General features: G+C 45.1%; 17 protein-coding genes, 3 tRNA genes and 1 pseudogene. 11 read left to right on the top strand and 10 right to left on the bottom strand.

Annotation, left to right across the window (positions count from 1 at the left end; translation table 11 throughout):
• Positions 1 to 114: 114 nt before the first annotated feature.
• Together MTC_RS11565 and MTC_RS13415 are read right to left on the bottom strand one after the other, a co-directional pair.
• On the bottom strand, positions 115 to 1,146 hold the full coding sequence (locus MTC_RS11565; RefSeq protein WP_014406879.1) for a DUF7544 domain-containing protein: 1,032 nt from the start codon (positions 1,144 to 1,146) through the stop codon (positions 115 to 117).
• 97 nt (positions 1,147 to 1,243) lie between these two features.
• Positions 1,244 to 1,396, bottom strand: a complete 153-nt coding sequence (locus MTC_RS13415) for a hypothetical protein (protein ID WP_158308524.1) — start codon at positions 1,394 to 1,396, stop codon at positions 1,244 to 1,246.
• Positions 1,397 to 1,676: 280 nt separating this feature from the next.
• On the opposite strand from MTC_RS13415, the gene MTC_RS11560 reads away from it, so the two are divergent.
• Both MTC_RS11560 and metK read left to right on the top strand, forming a co-directional pair.
• Positions 1,677 to 2,546 carry a DNA integrity scanning protein DisA nucleotide-binding domain protein gene (locus tag MTC_RS11560; protein WP_014406877.1) on the top strand — a complete coding sequence of 290 codons (870 nt, stop codon included), beginning with the start codon at positions 1,677 to 1,679 and terminating at the stop codon, positions 2,544 to 2,546.
• Positions 2,547 to 2,641: 95 nt separating this feature from the next.
• Positions 2,642 to 3,790, top strand: a complete 1,149-nt coding sequence (metK, locus tag MTC_RS11555) for a methionine adenosyltransferase (protein ID WP_014406876.1) — start codon at positions 2,642 to 2,644, stop codon at positions 3,788 to 3,790.
• Here the strand turns inward: metK and MTC_RS11550 are convergent.
• On the bottom strand, positions 3,787 to 4,656 hold the full coding sequence (locus MTC_RS11550) for an RIO1 family regulatory kinase/ATPase domain-containing protein (RefSeq protein ID WP_014406875.1): 870 nt from the start codon (positions 4,654 to 4,656) through the stop codon (positions 3,787 to 3,789). The two genes, metK and MTC_RS11550, sit on opposite strands and share 4 nt — an antisense overlap.
• 19 nt (positions 4,657 to 4,675) lie before the next feature.
• Positions 4,676 to 5,005 carry a DUF5611 family protein gene (locus MTC_RS11545; RefSeq protein ID WP_014406874.1) on the bottom strand — a complete coding sequence of 110 codons (330 nt, stop codon included), beginning with the start codon at positions 5,003 to 5,005 and terminating at the stop codon, positions 4,676 to 4,678.
• Positions 5,006 to 5,099: 94 nt separating this feature from the next.
• Here MTC_RS11545 and MTC_RS11540 point away from each other — a divergent pair, with 94 nt between their 5' ends.
• From MTC_RS11540 to MTC_RS11510, 8 genes and pseudogenes are all read left to right on the top strand, one after another.
• Positions 5,100 to 5,834, top strand: a complete 735-nt coding sequence (locus tag MTC_RS11540; RefSeq protein ID WP_014406873.1) for a proteasome assembly chaperone family protein — start codon at positions 5,100 to 5,102, stop codon at positions 5,832 to 5,834.
• 4 nt (positions 5,835 to 5,838) lie between these two features.
• Entirely contained in the window at positions 5,839 to 6,228 is a 390-nt protein-coding gene (locus MTC_RS11535; protein ID WP_014406872.1) for a DUF473 domain-containing protein, read from the top strand.
• On the top strand, positions 6,225 to 6,566 hold the full coding sequence (locus MTC_RS11530; protein WP_014406871.1) for a gamma-glutamylcyclotransferase family protein: 342 nt from the start codon (positions 6,225 to 6,227) through the stop codon (positions 6,564 to 6,566). Before MTC_RS11535 ends, MTC_RS11530 begins: the two co-directional genes overlap by 4 nt.
• Before the next feature lie 75 nt (positions 6,567 to 6,641).
• Positions 6,642 to 7,652, top strand: a pseudogene (locus tag MTC_RS11525) (TIGR03557 family F420-dependent LLM class oxidoreductase).
• A 73-nt stretch (positions 7,653 to 7,725) separates the two neighbouring features.
• Positions 7,726 to 7,800, top strand: a tRNA-Arg gene (locus MTC_RS11520).
• Between the two features lie 54 nt (positions 7,801 to 7,854).
• Positions 7,855 to 8,064: transfer RNA gene (locus tag MTC_RS13230), tRNA-Trp, on the top strand.
• A 984-nt stretch (positions 8,065 to 9,048) separates the two neighbouring features.
• On the top strand, positions 9,049 to 9,288 hold the full coding sequence (locus MTC_RS13505; protein ID WP_014406870.1) for an IS1 transposase: 240 nt from the start codon (positions 9,049 to 9,051) through the stop codon (positions 9,286 to 9,288).
• A gap of 429 nt (positions 9,289 to 9,717) precedes the next feature.
• Positions 9,718 to 13,884 (top strand): DUF4011 domain-containing protein, encoded by a 4,167-nt coding sequence (locus MTC_RS11510; protein ID WP_014406869.1) that lies wholly within the window; start codon positions 9,718 to 9,720, stop codon positions 13,882 to 13,884.
• Between the two features lie 7 nt (positions 13,885 to 13,891).
• Here MTC_RS11510 and MTC_RS11505 read toward each other — a convergent pair whose 3' ends face one another.
• On the bottom strand, positions 13,892 to 16,783 hold the full coding sequence (locus tag MTC_RS11505; protein ID WP_014406868.1) for an Eco57I restriction-modification methylase domain-containing protein: 2,892 nt from the start codon (positions 16,781 to 16,783) through the stop codon (positions 13,892 to 13,894).
• A gap of 133 nt (positions 16,784 to 16,916) precedes the next feature.
• Positions 16,917 to 17,001, bottom strand: a tRNA-Leu gene (locus MTC_RS11500).
• A 112-nt stretch (positions 17,002 to 17,113) separates the two neighbouring features.
• Here MTC_RS11500 and MTC_RS11495 point away from each other — a divergent pair.
• Positions 17,114 to 17,311 carry a hypothetical protein gene (locus MTC_RS11495; protein ID WP_014406867.1) on the top strand — a complete coding sequence of 66 codons (198 nt, stop codon included), beginning with the start codon at positions 17,114 to 17,116 and terminating at the stop codon, positions 17,309 to 17,311.
• On the opposite strand, the gene MTC_RS11490 is transcribed toward MTC_RS11495, so the two are convergent.
• From MTC_RS11490 to MTC_RS11475, 4 genes are all read right to left on the bottom strand, one after another.
• Positions 17,308 to 18,027 (bottom strand): DUF1405 domain-containing protein, encoded by a 720-nt coding sequence (locus MTC_RS11490; protein WP_237705908.1) that lies wholly within the window; start codon positions 18,025 to 18,027, stop codon positions 17,308 to 17,310. The two genes, MTC_RS11495 and MTC_RS11490, sit on opposite strands and share 4 nt — an antisense overlap.
• Positions 18,005 to 18,502, bottom strand: coding sequence for an acyltransferase (locus MTC_RS11485; RefSeq protein WP_014406865.1), 498 nt, complete (start codon positions 18,500 to 18,502; stop codon positions 18,005 to 18,007). Before MTC_RS11485 ends, MTC_RS11490 begins: the two co-directional genes overlap by 23 nt.
• Positions 18,495 to 19,406, bottom strand: a complete 912-nt coding sequence (argF, locus tag MTC_RS11480; protein ID WP_014406864.1) for an ornithine carbamoyltransferase — start codon at positions 19,404 to 19,406, stop codon at positions 18,495 to 18,497. The genes MTC_RS11485 and argF overlap by 8 nt, the downstream gene beginning before the upstream one ends.
• A 304-nt stretch (positions 19,407 to 19,710) precedes the next feature.
• Complete coding sequence (locus tag MTC_RS11475) at positions 19,711 to 20,457, bottom strand: SAM-dependent methyltransferase (RefSeq protein ID WP_014406863.1); 747 nt, start codon at positions 20,455 to 20,457, stop codon at positions 19,711 to 19,713.
• Between the last annotated feature and the right edge of the window lie 12 nt (positions 20,458 to 20,469).

Below are 20,469 nucleotides of genomic sequence, written 5' to 3'. Positions count from 1 at the left end.
TACATACTGGCAAAATTTGTACCAGCATTACAATAAATTAAAATATTTATCGTAAACGGTCCTCGGTTTTTTCTCTTTTAATTTTTACGATATTGGTCGCCGGCCGCCGTAGTTTTATGCCGGGGGCGGCGATGGCGGGGGCGAGAACCTGCCCGAGTATACGACTGAAGACGGGTCGATCTGCTTTAGCACGTCCAGCGAGTAGTACCTGAAGTAGACTGCTACCGGCATCGTGATGGCCATCAGGATGAGAATGAATATGGCCGACAGCACGAGCAAGGCCACGCCTATTACCACCGTGAGAATCATGGAAGCCTTCGCGGCGGCTACGGCCATGATGATGCCGACCAGCAAGGCCGCGATGAATATGAGGGCGATGGGGAGCGCTATGAACATCAACAGGATGCCAACGCCCAGCTCAAGTGCCCAACGGGCTATAACGTAGACGCCATATTGCTTCCAATCCTTCTTGATGGAAGCCCAGAGCCATTTCCACGACTCTATGATGCCCGCCCCCCTGAAGTATACCATTGGGGCCACGAAATCATAGGTGAAGCCGACGAATATGCTGACTGCGATGGAGAAGGCTATCATGATTATGAGCGATATGACGAATATCGGGATGGCCAGAATAAGGGCGATAATGCCCATCTTGATTCCTATAATGATGCTGGCTATCATGGGGATGAGCAGGCATATGATGACTGCAAATGCGAGCAGGCCAACGGCCAGGGTGAAGAGGAAGAGGCGGAAGCCTCTGCCGAGGTTTTCCATGAATGGCTTAATAATATGGACGTCGCCGGATGCCAGCGCCTGTATGAGCACATAGGAGAACACGTTTCGCAGGTACGCGAATAATAAGGCTACCAGGATGACGAGCAGGAACACGCCGATGAGGATGACGATCAACGTCGTGTCGGATAGGATGTAGTTGATGGCCTGCTCGTAGGCCTTCGTGTCAGGCGGACTCGCCTGATAGTTTACCACGTTTCCAAACTGGCTGCCAAGCCGGTTGGCGCCCGTACCGACGAAGAACACTATGACCATCAGCTTTAGCCAGGTCCACGCATTGAAAGGCTCTAGAAGAGTCCTTTTAGTCTTGTCAAAAGCCGTTCCGACGGCTGTGAAGGCCCACCACTCAGTCATCTAAGCACTCCCTTTTGATTAGAAGTAAATAGCGGCTTCGCTTATAAAAAGGTGATGCGAGAATGGGTGCTCGTTAAATTTAAAAAACGGTAAAGTTTTAGCGCTTCATGCCGCCCTCGCTCATCGTAAGCTTTGCCCCACACATGCTGCACGTGCCTTCTTCGGTGATGCTTGGCTGCTCGGGCACGTCCTTGCCGCATATGCCGCACTTTTCCATCGTCCTTCTGCTTTTACCCTGTTGGCTTTTCATCTTGTATCACGCTCACCTCTTGTATATAGGCAGTTATATCGTTTTACCTTGTTATTGGCGGCGCGGAGCGCGCACCAGTCATGGCTATAGCATAAATAAAAAAATTCCCGGCGTCATGCTGCCCATGAAGTGAGAGGAAGCTTGTACCACACAGGCCTCTTATAACAAGAAACCCCACCAACCTTCAACTATACCATTAAATCAAGGCCACCGTGAAAACTTATTATCATCCCTGCTGATACGAGGATATTAATAGCCAGCAATAAAATATAATAATCATATGAATATAAAGGGGGAAGTAGTTCGGACAGCGCAGGAGCTGGCCAAAAGGATAGGGGCCGGGCTGATAATAATAATATCGCCCGATGCCCAGGCGATCAAAAAGGAAATAGAGCTTGACATACCGGTCATAATAGCACGAGTCATGGGCGGCAGGAGGAATGGCGATGACGTCTTCGTTGATGTGCTATCAAAGCTGCCCAAGAACATCACGAAAGGGTCGCTATTCTTAAAGGTGTCCCGTATAGAGCTAATGAGCGAGGCCGTGGAGGCCGCCTATATAAAGGGCAGGATATCGAACGGGGTCGTGCTGGGGATAGTAAGCGTAGGCGACATCAACTCAATAGTAGTCATGGATATTACGGACATTCCCCTGATAAAAAAGATAACGGAGCTTGCATCAACCGTCGATTACACCGTGCTAAAGGCGGTCCTAAACCTCGCAATAGACATAGGCAGGGAAGGGCGGGAAGGCAAGAAGATAGGCACGGCGTTCATAATAGACGATACCGATAAAGTCATGGGCATGTCCCACCAGATAGTGCTAAACCCATACGAGGGCCATAAAAAGAAGGATAGGGACATCAAGGATGAAAATAACTGGGAGACCGTCAAGGAGTTCGCCCAGCTGGACGGGATGTTTATCGTGGATGAGGAGGGGTATATCGTGGCAGCGGGGAGGTACCTGGACGTCAGCGCCAGGGGCGTCGAGCTACAGCCAGGCCTGGGCGGGAGACACCTCGCCGCAGCGGCAATCTCAAAATCCACGAAGGCGATTGCCATCACCGTCTCGGAGACGAGCGGCGTCGTGAGCGTCTACAAGGACGGCAAAGAGGCGTTCACCATAGACCCGCGCATCTCCATAACTTGAGCGTGAGGCTTAAAACACTTTTATAACCCATAGTTATTTCTTGACCGATAAATATTAATGCCATAGCAAGCATTTAACTATAGAGATGAAAACTGATGAGCCTTGAAAAGCACCTCTTTACCTCCGAGTCGGTCACCGAAGGCCACCCGGACAAGATGGCCGACCAGATATCGGACGCCATCCTGGACGCCATCCTGGCGAAAGACCCGCTTGGAAGGGTGGCGTGCGAGACGCTCGTGACAACGGGCATGGCGGTCGTCGCAGGAGAGATAACGACTAATTGCTATGTTGATATACCCAAGATAGTGAGGAACACCATTAAGGATATAGGGTATACGAGGGCCAAGTATGGCTTTGATTGCGATAACTGTGCAGTTTTGACCTCTATAGATGAGCAGTCTCCAGATATAGCCATGGGAGTAAACAGCCTGGGCGCGGGAGACCAGGGCATGATGTTCGGCTTCGCCTGTGACGAGACGCCAGAGCTTATGCCCATGCCGATCATGCTGGCCCACAAGCTTGCGATGCGGCTGGCCGAGGTACGGAAGAGCAAGACGCTTGACTACCTCCGGCCGGATGGCAAGACGCAGGTCACCATTGAGTATGAGAAGGAAAAGCCTGCCAGGGTGGACACGATTATAGTCTCGACCCAGCATAGCGAGAAAGTCGAGCAGCCCCAGATTAAGAAGGACGTGATCGAGCATGTGATCAAGCCGGTCATGCCGGATGGCTTTTTCGACGACAGGACGAGGGTGCTTGTAAACCCCACGGGCAGGTTCGTGCTTGGCGGTCCTCATGCGGATACAGGGCTGACTGGCCGCAAGATAATCGTGGACACGTATGGCGGCATGGGGAGACATGGAGGCGGTGCGTTCTCGGGAAAGGACCCGACCAAGGTCGACCGCTCGGCTTGCTACATGGCGCGCTACATCGCCAAGAATATCGTGGCTGCGGGCCTTGCTACCAGGTGTGAGGTACAGCTTGCGTACGCCATAGGCGTCGCCGAGCCGGTCTCGATAATGCTCGACACGTACAGGACGAACGCCATTCCGGAAGAAAAAATAGTGAAAATGATTCGTGAGAACTTTGACATGACTCCTGCGGGCATCATCAAGAAGCTCGACCTTCGCCGCCCCATCTATAAGCAGACCGCCGCCTATGGCCACTTTGGCCGCAGCAATAAGGACTTCACGTGGGAGCGTATAGATAAGGCAGAGGAGATGAGGAAGGAAGCGGGCCTTTAAGCCCCGCTTTTTATTTTTTCCAGCACTTCTTTGGGATTCCTTTTTATCCTGTACTTACGGCTAAAATAAGTTAGTATGTTGTTGACGTCTCGTGCTAGCAATTCGTCCGCAGCCTTTGAGCTAGTGGCCACGGCCTGCGGCCAGTCGATAATTGTGACGCCACTCTCGCTGACGACCACGTTATACTCGGAAAAGTCGCCATGCACGTATCCCATCCTGTATGCCTGCGCGAGCTGGTCTACTATAAAATCAAGATACCATTCCGGCTCCACAAGCTTCACCCGCGACAGCTCATGGCCCTCAGCCACCCCCATCACGATGGCGTGCCTGTTGCAATCGATTGGCTGAGGCACGCTTACGGCAGGATACAAATCTTTCAGCGCCTTAAACTCCCTTTTCGCGGCGAGCGCAGATGCGTAGAGCCACGAGACTTTTGGAAGGCCCAAAAGGTGCTCCCTTTTTCGCTTTACCTGCTTGAACGCGAGGCGGCCTTCCCGGTGAAACTTGACAGCGAGATGCACGTCGCCATTGCCCATGGCCGCGATGACCACCGACTCCTTCCCGACGCCTATCAAGCCGCCCAGAGAATGTATGGTATCCCGCCTCACGAAGGCGGAGATAGCCAAAATGTCATAGCCATTATACTTTAGCTGATAGCCCACGTAATGGCCGGAGAACCGCTCGGCAAGGTCCAGGTTGGTCAGGTTGCTAAGCCTGTACTCGACCTCCTTCTCGCTCAGGCCAGTATACGCAGCAATATCCTCCACGGCGACCCATTCGTGGGACTTCATGCCATTCTCGATAGCCCGGAGTATCTTAAGCTCATCGGGCACCAGAGACTTAAAAACAACTGCGTGATCGATCATTTTTCAAAAAAGCGATGACCTAATACTCGCCTGACACGGCCTTCTTGGCCATCTTGAGGCGCTCCTTCGCCGTATACCCTGTGGCCTCCTCCAGGAAATCCCTGAACCGCTTATTCGTGTCAAGGATGAGCTTCTCGTCTTTCACCGAAAGGTCTGAAACGGTCTCGACGTAAAGCTTTTTATCCTGTACCCAGGCCTTCATCTCCTTAATGGCGCCATAGCTAATGACCATCTTGCCGTCGCTCTCGACGGGCCTGGCCCCGAAGACCTCCTCCAGGATGTTGCGAATCCGCTCGCTGTCCGGCCTGTAGCCGCGCTTGAATGTATATTCGCTGATAATCTCACCCATTCTTTAGTTTCTATTTATAAGTAAAAACACTTTCGATAAATCGAAACACGTCGAGATGTATAAATTATATACGTTTGAGGCGTATCACTAATTAATGGCAGACAAGATAGAAGATTTCGTCAAGGTTCACGTCGAAAGGCTGGAGTGTAAAAACCCGACCATAATCTGCGGATTCCCGGGCATGGGGCTAGTCGGTAACATCGTGGCACAGTTCCTGATGGACCAGTTCCAGATGAAGGCGTGTGGATACGTGGAGTCGAGGCTTTTCCCTCCGATTGCCATCATTTATGGCGGGCTGGTAAAAAGCCCTGTGCGTATCTATGAAGATGTAAGCCGGGAGGTCGTAATCGTTTTTTCTGATATACCCATCGACCCTATAATTAGCGGCGAAGTGGGCAGGAGTATAATCAACTGGGTGAAGAGTGCCAACCCCAGAGAGGTCATCGCCATCGCAGGCCTCGCCACCACCGGCGAGGAGCACAGGGTATTCGCGGCCGCCGCCACGGGTAAAGACCTGGAGAAGGTTAACGAGAAAGCGCTGATATTCGAAGTCGGCACCATATCCGGAGTGCCCGGAGTGATACTAAACGAGTGCCAGAATAACGGCATACCGGCCATCTGCCTGCTCGGCGAGACCAGAGGGGCGAGCCCCGACCCCAGGGCGGCCGCAGAAGTGGTAAAGGCGATAGGCAGCATATATGGATGGGAGATAAACGTGGACATATTGCTGAAAGAGGCTGACCAGATCGAGCAGATGCTGCATAAGCTCTCAGAGCAGGTCGGCGAGGCCGAGGCAAAGCCCACGAGGGACTATAGCATTTACGGGTGATGGCATGCGTCTAGTAGCATTAACCGGCCTTAGCAGGGATGCCCTTAATGAGCTTTCGCGCAGGCGTGTCCGTACCTTTGAGTTTCATAGCGCCAATAACGTGCTCGCCTTTTCCGAGTTGAGCGCAGGTGACAGGGTGTTTCTTGTGGATGCCTCCCCATCGGACCTCGCCCCCGGCCTTTGCGGGTGTATAGCGACTATAAAGGCTTTTGATACTCGCATGCAGCACGTCTTCTTTAGTTCCCCCGGCCAGAGCGAGGAGGTCGAGTCCATGTCTGCCCGTGCCCAGCTTTCCTTTTACTCTCTCGGCAAGATAAAGAGCATCGAGCGCGTAGGCTTATACGAGCCAATACACGTGGAGGTCATAGAAGTAACGTATTGTGAGGCCAGATGAGCGGAATTTCAAGCGATGTTTTTAACGTTTTCGTGTATGGCACCTTGATGGATAGGGCTCGCCTTAATAGCCTCATCAAGCGCATACCTGAGATGCACCCCGCAAAGGTGAGCGGCTATAGACAATTTTATGATGAGTCGGTGGGCTACCAGAACGCCGAGAGGGATGAAGGGTCGAGCATAAGGGGTGTGCTTCTATCGGGCATCACTGCCCAGGAGCTGCGGACGCTTGACCATTATGAGGGGATCGGGGAGGGCTTGTATAGGAGGGTGAAGGTCAGGGCGTTCACCCTGGATAAAAAGTCGTGGGCAGAAGCATTCATGTACGTAAAGAACTAGCATAGTTGCGCTCTCATTTTTAGCATCATTTTTATTTTTATACGTTTAAGGCAGCTTTAGCGAGGTAATACGATTATGCTGAAGCTTGGATGGAAGGCGGGACCGGAGCAGTATCAGCCGGCGGAGCTTCTGGACTACGTCGTCGCGGCGGAGAAGGCTGGCTTCGAGACGGTGGACGTCAGCGACCACTTTCACCCATGGTCAGAGCATGGCCATTCTTGCTTTACCTGGGCCTGGCTTGGGGCTGCGGCGGTGAAGACCAGAAGCATCGAGCTAGGCCCTGGCGTTACCTGCCCCATCCTGCGCTATCACCCCGCCATAATAGCTCAGGCCGCCGCCACAATAGATAACCTCGCACCAGGTCGCACCTACCTGGCCGTGGGCACTGGTGAGGCCTTGAACGAGTACTCGGCTACCGGCTCCTGGCCCGATTATCCTGAGCGGCGGGCGATGATGGCCTAGGCGATACATCTCATAAGGGAACTCTGGAAGGGTGGCGAGGTGACGTTTAACGGCGACTATTATAGGACTCGTAGGGCCAGGCTTTATACGCCTCCCCTCTCGAGGATACCGATATACGTATCGTCTCTGGTTCCTGAGAGCGCCGGGTTTGCAGGCATGCATGGTGATGGTCTGATAACAGTGGCCAATGGCCCTGAAAATGCAAAGCAGATAGTGAGGAATTTCGAGAAGGGAGCGCATGAGATAGGCAGGAACCCTAGTTCTATGCCTCGCCTGATCGAGCTTAGCGTAGCCTATACAGATGACCGAAACGCTGCAATAGACTGCTTTAAAAAGTATTGGGCAGGCGCTATGGTGCCCGCCATGTTTAACCTTAACTTGTATACCCCGAAGATGTCGGAGCTGAATGGCTCGGTAGTGGGCATGGACACTATACTCAAAAAGACTTGTATATCAACAGACCCTGATGATCACGTTGAGCTTGCCCGTAAGTATATTGATATGGGCTTTACGCACCTTTTCTTCCACTCGGCGGGCCCTGATCAGATGGACTTTATCGTTAAATATGGTAGCCAGGTGTTGCCGAGGATAAGGCAGATGCAGGCGCAGGAGGCCGTCGCCTAGCCTTTTAATGTTTTTTGTGATCTTCGACCGTAACATATATACGTTACCATGTCTTTTATGAAAAAGGCCGACTGGGCTCGTGGCTTAGTTTGGATATAGCACCGGCCTTCTAAGCCGGGGGTCGTGGGTTCAAATCCCACCGGGCCCGCTGAAAACGGATAAGAATATATATTAGTTTGGTAGTTTGATATTAGCGTTGTGTGGGGCTGTGGCCAAGCCAGGAATGGCGACGGGCTCCAGCGGTGGTAAGCCCTAACGGGCTTTTGGAATGTGATGAGCAACGGGTCTGCTGAGGCCGCTCGACGGAGTGGCTTGTGAGGAGCCGTTGGAGCGCTGATTTGAGTGCTCTCGGGTGTAATTCCCAATCATCGGAGAGACCCGTCGATCAGGGGTTCAAATCCCTTCAGCCCCACATTTTATGATATTTTTCTGGATATCTTATTTGATTTAATGGATGGTTTTATACCATATCTTCTACTTCTAAGACTGAAGGGGGGCTTCTTTGAGATAATGGATGGTTAAACACCACATCTTCTAAATCTAGTGACTGAAGGGGGGCTTCTTTGAGATAATGGATGGTTAAACACCACATCTTCTAAATCTAGTGACTGAAGGGGGGCTTCTTTGAGATAATGGATGGTTAAACACCACATCTTCTAAATCTAGTGACTGAAGGGGGGCTTCTTTGAGATAATGGATGGTTAAACACCACATCTTCTAAATCTAGTGACTGAAGGGGGGCTTCTTTGAGATAATGGATGGTTAAACACCACATCTTCTAAATCTAGTGACTGAAGGGGGGCTTCTTTGAGATAATGGATGGTTAAACACCACATCTTCTAAATCTAGTGACTGAAGGGGGGCTTCTTTGAGATAATGGATGGTTAAACACCACATCTTCTAAATCTAGTGACTGAAGGGGGGCTTCTTTGAGATAATGGATGGTTAAACACCACATCTTCTAAATCTAGTGACTGAAGGGGGGCTTCTTTGAGATAATGGATGGTTAAACACCACATCTTCTAAATCTAGTGACTGAAGGGGGGCTTCTTTGAGATAATGGATGGTTAAACACCACATCTTCTAAATCTAGTGACTGAAGGGGGGCTTCTTTGAGATAATGGATGGTTAAACACCACATCTTCTAAATCTAGTGACTGAAGGGGGGCTTCTTTGAGATAATGGATGGTTAAACACCACATCTTCTAAATCTAGTGACTGAAGGGGGGCTTCGCTTCGCTCCGCCCCCCTCGTGGACCCCCCAAGTTCGATTGCCCTTCGGGGCAAGCTAATAAGAAGACGAACCATCGGCTTAGCGACGCTAACCCTAATCTTTTTTATCATATAATTTTACAATTTTTCCCCAGTGTCCGTGATTTAATGGTATTATTTTTATGTGCGTGTTGTTAAGAAGGGGTTTAACGGCAGGGGCGTGGGCAAGGAAAAAATGGCGTTGATGGGAAACCCATTCCTGAATGGCATCGAGACATATAACGTCGAGAACTATAATAGCATACTCCGAAACTTTCTTTCAAGGCTCGTCAGGAAAGGAAAAGGATTTACAAAAAAAAAGCGCCGAGACTACACGACACTCTCGCCCTATTCCAGTTCGTCTGGAACCTCATACACCAATTAAAATGCAAAAAGACGCCCGCAATGATAGAAGGACTGGCAGTTAAACCATGGACCTGGAAAAAACTACTAACATACCATTATGCAACAAATTAAAGGACACTGGGAAAAATGGTAAAACTCCTACTAGAATGTATGACTGGCCTCGTCCTCCGAGTATCCACACGCCCAGTCATAAACTTCGGCTAGCAGACGCTATCAAAAACCCTGAAAAAGCTTTTTTCTCAACAAAAACATCGTTTAAACCACGCCCAAACGTAAACACCAACAAGACAACAAACAACCAAAAACCACCATAATGAAAAAAGACCAAGCGCGGGAAGACGGCATTAATCGATTGAATGTGGTACTTACGAATAAAATATCTATTTCAAAAGTATTATATTGAGAGAAATCCTAATAAATAAAAATTGTAAATGATTGGGGGTTTACTTTGATTAATATAGAGAAACAACTATTGGATGCTCGTAAAAATTTATTAGATCTAACGTTAAATAATAAGCTTTTAAATTTTAAACCAACAAAATTACAGTCAATAAAAATAATCGATGAAAATCCCGCTGATTTGTATAAGATCCTGGTAATTGATGAGAAAATAATAAAAATTAAACCAAAAAAAGTACAAAATAATGAAAAAAATATCGAATCGAACCCCGATGCGAATCTCACTAATAATTCATTATCGCATAACAATTCTATAGAAGATAGCACACAATATATTATTAGAACGCCTTTATCAGAAGAAGATTTTCGAAATAATCTTTTACGAATATATCAAAAAACTCAAGCTTTTATTGAAGAGCAAGGCTACTCGATTTTATATTTAGCGCTAGGATTTTTAGAATGGAGCGAATCCCCAAATTCTGAATATTATAACAAAGCTCCTTTGATATTAATCCCTGTTGAATTAGAAAGATATAAAGTAGCAAATCAATATAAAATAAAGTGGAATAACGAAGAAATTATAACTAACGTATCATTACAATCAAAACTTAAAGAGCAAGAAGTCGATCTCCCTGATTTTGAAATGCCGGATAATAAAAAAGGCATTGATAATTACTTCGAATCGGTAAAGATGTCGATATCAAATATGAAGGGTTGGCGCGTAAATTTTGATATATACCTAGGATTTTTTAGTTTCAAAAAATTTGTTATGTATATGGATTTAAATCCCACACTATGGCGAGCGGATAATTCTCTATCATCTAACCCTTTACTGAATGAAATTTTTAATCCATCTAATAATTATGCATCCTACAAAGGATTTCCGGAAGAGGAGGTTGATAATGTCCTATCTGAAAAATCGGTATATCATGTCGTAGATGCGGATCCTTCACAAATTGCAGTTATAGAAGATGTTAAAAAAGGTTATAGCATGGTAGTTGAAGGCCCTCCAGGTACAGGCAAATCACAGACTATTGTAAATATGATTGCCGAATTAATTGCCAGAGACAAAAAAATACTTTTTGTCAGTGAAAAGATGGCTGCATTGGAGGTAGTAAAACAGCGATTAGACGATGTAGGATTAGGAGATTTTTGCCTTGAGCTTCATAGTAGGAAAACAAATAAAAAAGATGTGATAATAGAACTTAAAAATACAATTGAAAAATGTCATCCACAACTGATATCAGAAAATAATGAATTCGAACAACTATTATACTATAAAAATGAGCTCAATTCTTATGTAAAAGCATTGAGAGAGCCATTCGGCAATCTTGGCTATACTCCTTATAAATTGTTTAATTTACAAGAAGAAATAAAAGCATATTATAAAAAAGTTGGCCGATTAATGCCAAGGATTAATATTTTAAATGCTAGTAGTGCAAGCAGTATAACAGAAAAACAAATTAATGATGCAGTATATGCATTAACAAATCTATCAAAACATTTAGACCATGTTAAACCTTTATATAATAATCCATGGAAAGATTGTGATCCTGGCATAATTATGCCAGGCGATGAAGATGAAATAATAGCATTAATTGATGAATGTAAAAGATCATTAGATGACTTGAATAATAATATTAGACATCTTTCTCAATGTATGAGTATAATAAAACCAACAAATGAAGAAAGGGCATTTAATGCAATTTCAGCCGCTAAAATTATTTTGGATGCCAAAGTTACGGATAAAAGTCTATTATTAAATCCTGATTGGAATAAACAAAATAAACAAGCAGAACAATTTATCAAAGATATTGTAATTGTACAGACGAAGAAAATGGAAATTTTAAAAAAATTCGATGAAAAAGTTTTAGATAAAGATTTAAAAACAATATATCAAGATTATAAAAATATATCATATAGTATATTAAAAATCATCAATCCCAAATATTATAAGTTAAAAAAAGAAATTAAAAATTTTTATAAAGTTAGTCCGGAAATAAATGATAAAAAAATAATAAATGATTTGGAAAAAATTATAGATTATAAAAATAGTATCAATCAACTTAAGCAAATTGATGAAAGCGCCAGAGCATTATTTGGACAATTATGGATTGCAGAATCTAGTAATGTAAATGAGCTTAGAGATTTCCTTAATTGGATAGTACTTTTTAGACAAAAGTTGCTTGAAGGAATCATCACAAATGATATAATAGAAAAATTATCTAGTATAGTAGATGATAAAGAAACCATAAAACTAGTTGAAATGTCCGAGCATTCATTGATTAAATTTATAGATGCTCGTAATAAATTATATAAAAAAATTGGAGCAAATGTAAAAATAATACATGGAACTACCATAGATAAGGTAGCTTTTAGCGACATTGATATAAAATTAGAATTATGGAAGAAGAATACATGGAAAATTTCTAGATGGTCACAATATATTTCTTTGAGAAATGAATGTAGAAAGACGGTTGCTGAGCCTATTTTAAAATATGTAGAATCAGATTACATTGACCCGGCAGATATAATTTATTGTTTCAAAGGCAATTTATATGATGAAATATTACGTTTAATCTATCTAGAACGCCCAATTCTTTTAAACTTCAATGGTAGTATACATGAAAGTAAAATTGCTGAATTTGCAAGATTAGATTATTATTTAATTTTAAAAAATAGGCAAAGATTGAAAAATGAACTTTGTCAGATAATATCTAATAAATTAAATAAATTGAAGAATTCCGATGGATATAAAATATTATTAAAAGAATTCAATAGAAAACGTGGACACATGCCAATAAGAAAGCTTCTTTTGAATGCAGGTAATATAATACAAGATATTAAACCTTGTTTTATGATGAGCCCCCTATCAATTGCTCAATTCCTCGAACCAAATAAAATAAAATTTGATGTAATAATATTTGATGAAGCAAGCCAGGTAAAGCCTGAAGATGCTTTAGGAGCATTATTTAGAGGTAAGCAGGCTGTAATAATAGGGGATAGCAAACAGTTACCACCGACAAGTTTTTTTGATAATATTATTGAAGCTGATGATGAAGTGGATGATGAAGAAAATGTAGATAGCTTAAGTGATATTGAAAGTATCCTGCATCAATGTAAACGTAGTTTCCCCACTAAAATGCTTAGATGGCACTATAGGAGTAAACACGAATCATTAATAGCAGTCTCAAATCAAGAATTTTATAATAATAGATTATTAATATATCCCTCTCCTATTAATCAATCTGATGGTCTTGGATTAAAACTTGTTTACTTGCCAGATACAGTATATGATAGGGGAAGAAGTTCAATAAATCGGGATGAAGCTAAGGCAGTTGTGAAAGCCGCTTTTGATCACTATAAAAAATTTCCAAATAAAAGTTTAGGTGTAGGCACGTTTAACATAAAACAACAACAAGCCATTTTAGATGAATTGGAAATACAGTTGCAACTTCACCCTGAAATGGAGGAATATTTCAAGAGCGATAGGCATGAGCACTTTTTTGTGAAGAACCTTGAGACTATCCAGGGTGATGAGAGAGATGTAATATTTATTAGTATCGGTTTTGGGTTTGATGAAAATAGAAAAATGTCATTAAATTTTGGGCCATTAAATCAAGAAGGAGGGGAAAGACGTTTAAACGTTCTTATAACTAGAGCAAGGGAAAAATGTGTCGTATTTTCTAATTTCAAGGCGAAAGATTTACAGCTCAAAGAAAATTCATCTTTTGGCTTGAAAGCTCTTAAAGTGTTTTTGGAATATGCGGAAAATAGGGTATTAACCTCAGACATGCCGACAGGGGGTGAAAGTGAATCAGAATTTGAAGAATCAGTATATGAATTCTTAAAAAACAATGGCTATAACGTTAAGAAACAGGTGGGCTGTGCCGGATTCAGAATAGATATAGCAATTGTGGACCCTGAGAATCCTGGATTATATTTGATGGGAATAGAATGTGATGGTGCAAAATACCATTCTTGTACAGTAGCAAGGGAGAGGGATAGATTAAGGCAGCAAATATTAGTTAAAATGGGCTGGAGAATCCATCGGGTTTGGTCAACGGACTGGTATCGTCATAGATATGAAACTGAAAAACGATTATTACAAGCGATTCAAGATACTTTTAAGCAGGTACATGGATATGAAAAACAATCTGTATCAATGGATTGCCTTAATGAAGAAAAGATTTCTCCTGATACAATTAATAAATAAGTCATTTTTATTTTATAGATTCTTCTACTATTTGCCGTTCCTCCTCATTTAACCCATATAAATCATAGACAATCTCATCTATTCTTTTATCTGTCTCTTCTATCTCTTTTTCAATGCGAATTCTTTCATCCGTTTGCTTTCCTTTAAGATTAATTAGACGTTCATTCAATTGTAGCATTTTTTCAGCGAGCTGTTGAAGCTCTGGAGATTTTTCCATTGGTATCGGTATTTTTCCAAGGTATTTCCAGCTTAGTATATACCCACCTCTCACTCTGTTGCAATAATTTTGAATGAGGAACCATGCCATTTTTGAATTTAAAATAGCTAAAAGTTGCTTATCATCCGATGGTATTGAGAATATTGTTTTATTTGCATAATATCCTTTATCATCGAACGTAAATTTAGGGGAAACCTGTACTTCGCTAAACATTATTTTTGGCTTTGTAAAAATATCATAATATGAGCAGGCTCTTAACTCATACCATTTTTCACCCTGATCAGTCCTATTTTCAAGTTGTTTTTTATATTTTGATAAATGCTCAAATATAAGAGGATATTTTGATATATCGACACCTATCTTTGCAAGAATTATATAATATCCTTTTGATTCGATGCCATACCGCTTAATCTCTTCACCGGATACAAACGGCACTATTATTTCTTTATTATTAGGATCTTTTGCTATTAACTCATTTCTTTTATCATTTTTAATAATATAGGCTTCATTAAATCCTGTTTTTATACCATAATAGATTTGGTTATCTACATAATCTCTAAGAGGTATACACTTATTATTTATTTTTGAAATTATTCCTGAGACAATATCATTTGAAAAATTCCATCCATTCTCATCGAGATTTCTTTGATCTGAAGTAAATCCATTTTCTTTTACATAATTTGACAAGGATTCGAAATTTAAAGTTTTTACATTACATACAATGATCTTGGGATTTGGTTTCTTTATTTTACGAATAATAATGATACATGGGTATGTTGTCGCCCCCTCAAAGACCTGTAAATCCCCAAAATCAATGAACTGCTCGATCCAATACTGACCCAAAAACTTCCGAAGATTAACCCCATACCCGGCTTTAAGCCATTTATTAGAGACAATAATTCCAAGATAGCCGCCACTCTTCAAAAGGCTCATTGCTCTCTCGAAGAAATATACGAACAGGTCAGCCATGCCGTGGTAAGACTCAAAATTAGCCTGCAAATACGGCTTAATCTCAGAAAGCTCTTCTTGCCTAACGTAGGGCGGGTTTCCGATAATTACGTCCCAGCCGCCATTAAAGATTATATTTGGAAACTCTTTATTCCAATCAAATGGTTTAGTAGCCTCCGGGGATTCAGGCTTTACCGACGGCTCCAAAACAGCCTCCGAAAGTATTGAGTTACCACATTTAATGTTCTCCTGCAAATCCGGCAGACGATATTTGAACTCGGCGGCCTTCAACAAGAGGTTAAGCTGAGCGATCTCGACGGCTTTAGGGTCAAGATCCACCCCATAAAGGTTTTTCCTCAAAATGTTTGACTTACGAGTAATCTTCCACGTATCATTAGAGACGCCATTATCAATATCCATTTTAGTCTGCGCATAGTCTTTATCGCGAAGACGATAGTATTCATTTAGAACATCAAAAGCCTTGATCAGGAAAGAGCCAGAGCCACATGCCATATCCAAAATCTTAATGTGATCCACTTCATAGGGCTTCTTATTCTTCAACGCCTCACAAACCGTGTTACGCACGATATAATCAACAATATAAGTCGGAGTATAATAGATGCCCTGCTCCTTCCTATGAGTCTCCTTACTCTCAATCTTAGCCCGTTTCTGCGTTTTCCTCAAGATATGCCCCAGGTACTGCTCGTATATGTTACCGAGCACGTCGGCATCGATGGCGGAAAAGTCATAATTTGTAAAGCTCTCCTTACTCTCATAAAGCCCCTCAACGACCTTTATCATAACCTCATCGCTAATTTCAAGGTCCTCGCAGAGGTGACGCATAAACAGCTTACTATTATAGTAAGAATCATAATATCGATAGATGCCATTAAGCTGTTTTGTAAAGTTGCCGCGCTTTCTCTCCTTGATTTCCCTTATAATAGGCCTGAGCATCGGGGCCTCTATCTGCCTATCCTCCGTAGTGCGGATAAAGATGAGCCGGTCAATGATACGCTGTACCGCCTCATCGATTTCCTCCTCGGACAAATTCTTATTAGAGTTATTCTTCAAGATATCCTTAGATAATAGCTCTCGGTAAACCATCAATTCCTGAAGAAGCTGATCCCCAACCTTGGTTTTTCGTAGCTTCTTGCCCCAGCTCAAGGCCTCCTTATCCAGCAAGCCCTCAATAAATGCCGGTTTTGAGAGCCACCACAATTTATGGAACTGGTCGATAAACTGGTCACATGTTAGAATGATGAACCGGGCATCGGACAGGTCCTTGCCCTTCACTTCGGCATTATATATGATAAGCGTCTTAAAATCGGTTAATACTGCCCATGCCGTATCCTTATGCCAGGCATAGTTGATGGCTTGAAGCGCATCCTCGCCCTCGTTAAGGCCTTTATTTAACGCCTTCGCCTCCAAAAAGAATTTTGGGATACCATTGATACGAAAGGCATAATCTACCCTGCCCTTTGAGACCTTATCCTCATTAGTCACCTCATCCGGAGTTTTAATGTTCTCGACATCCCAGCCAAGATACCGGAAGAGAGGGGTTATAAAATCCTTCTTGGTGTTCTCTTCATTATAGTGTTTGAGGCGTCCGCTGGCAACCATCTGATTATACTTTTCGACCAGGCCGCTTACGTTGTTTTTTGCGATTTCGAAAGGCGTAGTAGCCGGACTTTGCTGTTGTCCGCTTTCGCTTTTTGTTGAAGAAGCGCCCACCATTTAGATCATCTAGCCTATACTCACTGATTTGTTATTCTTTATTCGATGATAGCATAATGGTTTCTATAGGCTAAGACATCCTAGATGATGCCGGTTTCAACTATTTGTGGAGGGGGAGTCTGGCGTTTAAAAGTGCGGGGAGTGCGATTTGAACGCACGAACTCCTACGAGACAGGGTCCTAAGCCCTGCGCCTTTGACCTGGCTTGGCAATCCCCGCATGCCTCGATTTATAATGCCGCCTGTCATACATAAATGTTTGCGTGGCAAAAAGGCTAAAAGCGGTAAAGTATATTATACATTTTGCCATAACACCAGGGTAGGTAGACGCTATGACGGTAGAGACGCATGCTATCATTTTAAGAGAGGGTGAGGACGTTATACGAGAGCTATACAGGAGCATGGAGAGCGGAGAAATCATGACAAAGCTTACGCCGTCCAGCTTCGCCCACATATCCATAAAAAATCTTAAGCTTGTGCGCATCGACCATGATAAGAAGGTCTGGGTCGAGGCCACCATAAGCTTTTAAATCTCGCTCTTTTTAGCGCCGTGCACCGGCTCTTTCATCGTAAATGCCCAGTTTCTCGATAAGATGTATATGAGGGCTATGAAGATTACTGTCATGGCGAGCGTCACGTACATCATCGTGTCGAGCTTTGCTTCTAGTACGGGAAAGCTGCTCATGCCTCTTGTATAGTATTCCATGATGGCCAGCGGGTGGAGGCGCATTGCCTGGCCGTTATACATGAAGGGCACGAAGTAGTCCATGAAGCCTTGAAGCAGGAGCCAGGCGCCAGCGATGAGCCATGAGGCGATTCTGGCTTTTTTGATATATGGTAGGAGAAATATGCTTTCCAGGGCCATGCCAAGGTGCGATATCCAGAGCGCCGATGACATGAGCGCGTTCTCAGGGGCAAAGAAGGCCTCTCCGAAGTAGATGAGGACCAGCATGGTCCATGTGCCATACATCGCCAGGCCAACCGCCGTGATGGTATTAAACGTATCAAAACGCTTGCCCATCATAATAAAGAGGAGGGCGAATATCATGAAGAACGTATAAAGCGGGCAGTCCGGCACGAAAAGCCAGTAATACCAGGGCGTCATCATAAGCTGGTCCCGGTAATAGTAAAGGCCAAAGGCCGAGCCGGCGACGTTGATTAGCATAACGAGCGCTAGAAGGCGCCGGTCGCCATACACGAGGCCTACAACCGTTTTTACCGGGTTAAACACCGTTTTCCCTCTCAATTATTTTTGCCGGCACCCCGCCCACGAATGCGCCCGCAGGCACATCCCTGTTTACGAGCGAGCACGCCGAGATTACGGCGCCATCGCCTATTGTAACCCCGGGCAATATCGTGGAATTAGCCCCAACAAGCACGTTTTTGCCGATCACGACCCTACCAGTCCTATACCTATCAATCAAGTACTCATGGGCCAAAATGGTAGCACGATAGCCGATTATCGAATTCTCGCCTATCTCGATAAGCTCGGGGAAAAATATGTCCACGGTAGCCTCAAGGGCCATCGAGACGCGCTCGCCAACCTTAACGCCCATAAGGCGCATACAGTCAATCTTAAGCTGAAGCGAAGGGCTATACCTGACTACCTGGAGCAGCAAAAAGTTAAGGGCAACCCTCAACGGGTTCCTATCTATGTGCCATGTCCAGAGGGAGTTGGCGCCCTTCCAGGCGGGGTGGTCTATTGTCCTGCGCTCAGACATCCTTACCAAGCAGCCTAACCAGTAATGCCTTCTGTGCGTGCAGCCTGTTTTCGGCCTCATCAAAGATGGCGGAGTTCTCACACTGGATTACGTCCTCTGTTATCTCCTCGCCCCGATGAGCGGGCAGACAATGCAAAACTATACAATCCTTATCCGCCAGCTTCACCAGGCCCATGTTTATCTGGTAACCCCTCAAGTCCTTTAGCCTTTTATCTTTTTCTGCCTCATCCCCCATTGAGACCCACACGTCCGTATACAGTATGTCCGCCCCTTCAGCCGCGTCCTTCGGGTTTCGCATGATCTCGATTTGGCCTCTCATGGCCCTTGCACGTTCCACAATGCCTTCATCGGGCTCATACCCCGGCGGGCATGCCACGCTCATCCGCATGCCCATCATGGCAGAGGCGAGTACTAGAGAGTTGCAGACGTTGTTTCCATCGCCTATCCACGCCAGCTTGAGGCCTTTAATGCGCCCCTTACGCTCCCTTATCGTCATCAGGTCGGCAAGCACCTGGCATGGGTGCTCCAGGTCATCCAGGCCATTTATCACTGGCACCGTGGCATTCCTGGCCATCTCCACTACGGTAGAATGGCTCTTAGCCCTTATCATGATGCCATGCACATACCTTGACAATATCCTGGCAGTATCCCCTATTGTCTCTCCCCTTCCTAGTTGCATCGTCACCGGGTCAAGGTATAGGGCATGCCCTCCCAGGTCAGTCATCCCAACCTCAAACGACACCCTCGTCCTAGTTGACGACTTCTCGAAAATCATGGCCAGGCTCTTGTTCTTCAGGTAATCCCTGACGACACCATCTCTCCTCTCTTTCTTGAGGCGGTCCGCCACGTCGAGTATCTCATTAGCCTCCTCGACACTCAAGTCTGCGATGGATATGAAGTGCATTAAACCTCCGCTCGCTGAAAAGTTAATGAATAGAATAAACGCTTTCAGGTTATAAAACTATCCTTGGAAGATCGTCGGACCCACTAATTTTTGTTCTTCGAGAAGCCATGGTCGGGTTTCTTGTCCGTTTACTGGAGTATGGTTACAACCGTGAGAGTTTTATACCTCCTCTAGCCTCAACGTTTCGAGTTGTTGCTTGGGTGTTCGGTAATTAAAGATGAACTCACATTTCGACGAGCTACCGAGTGTAGCTCAGCCGCCCCATCCGTTGATAATCCGCCGAATATCCCGGCTCTGCCTCACATCACCGCGCCATCAGCGCGAACACGCCCCATCCAAGGTATTTACGCGTGTACGCGGCGTAGCGTATTGGTTCTAAAGTCAGTTTGGCTCGAACATCTTTCGCGAGGTCGTCGTCGGGATTCGCTTCGAGCCATCGGCGCATGGTGAGCCACTTGGCCGCCTCGTACCTATCCCAGCATTCTTGGTCAGCCAGAACCATTTCCACAACGTCGTAGTTGAGGTCGCCGAAAGACGCGAGAAGGTCTGGAAGCGTGAGAAAGTCGGAGATAGAATTGGCCAAGCATCCCCTGGCAACGTCTTCCGTCGGTGGTAACTGCCGCCAGTAGGGCTCGCCGATGAGGATGATTCCTCCGGAGCGGAGACTCTTCGCCAGAAGCTCGATGGTGCCGGCGACTCCCCCACCGATCCACGTGGCACCGAGACAGGCTGCCACACCGACCTTTTCGTCGGCGACGTAGCCGACAGCGTCGCCGTGGATGAACTCGACTCGATCGGCGACTCCGAGTTCTTCAGCGCGGAGGTTCGCTTGCTCGGTGAACAACTGGCTCATGTCGATGCCGACGCCAATGATCCCGTAATCGCGTGCCCAGGTGCACAGCATCTCGCCCGAACCGCTGCCGAGGTCGAGCACACGAGTCCCCGGTTCCAGGCGCAGCGCCGCGCCGAGAGTGGCGAGCTTTTCTGGTGTGAACGGGTTATGGATGCGGTGAGCACTTTCTGTAATGTTAAAGATGCGTGGGATGTCCATTGGAGAAACTCC

The organism is Methanocella conradii HZ254, assembly GCF_000251105.1.
Taxonomy (GTDB): domain Archaea; phylum Halobacteriota; class Methanocellia; order Methanocellales; family Methanocellaceae; genus Methanocella; species Methanocella conradii.
The sequence above is the reverse complement of the archived record's forward strand: the minus strand, read 5'-3'. Positions and strand labels throughout refer to the sequence as shown.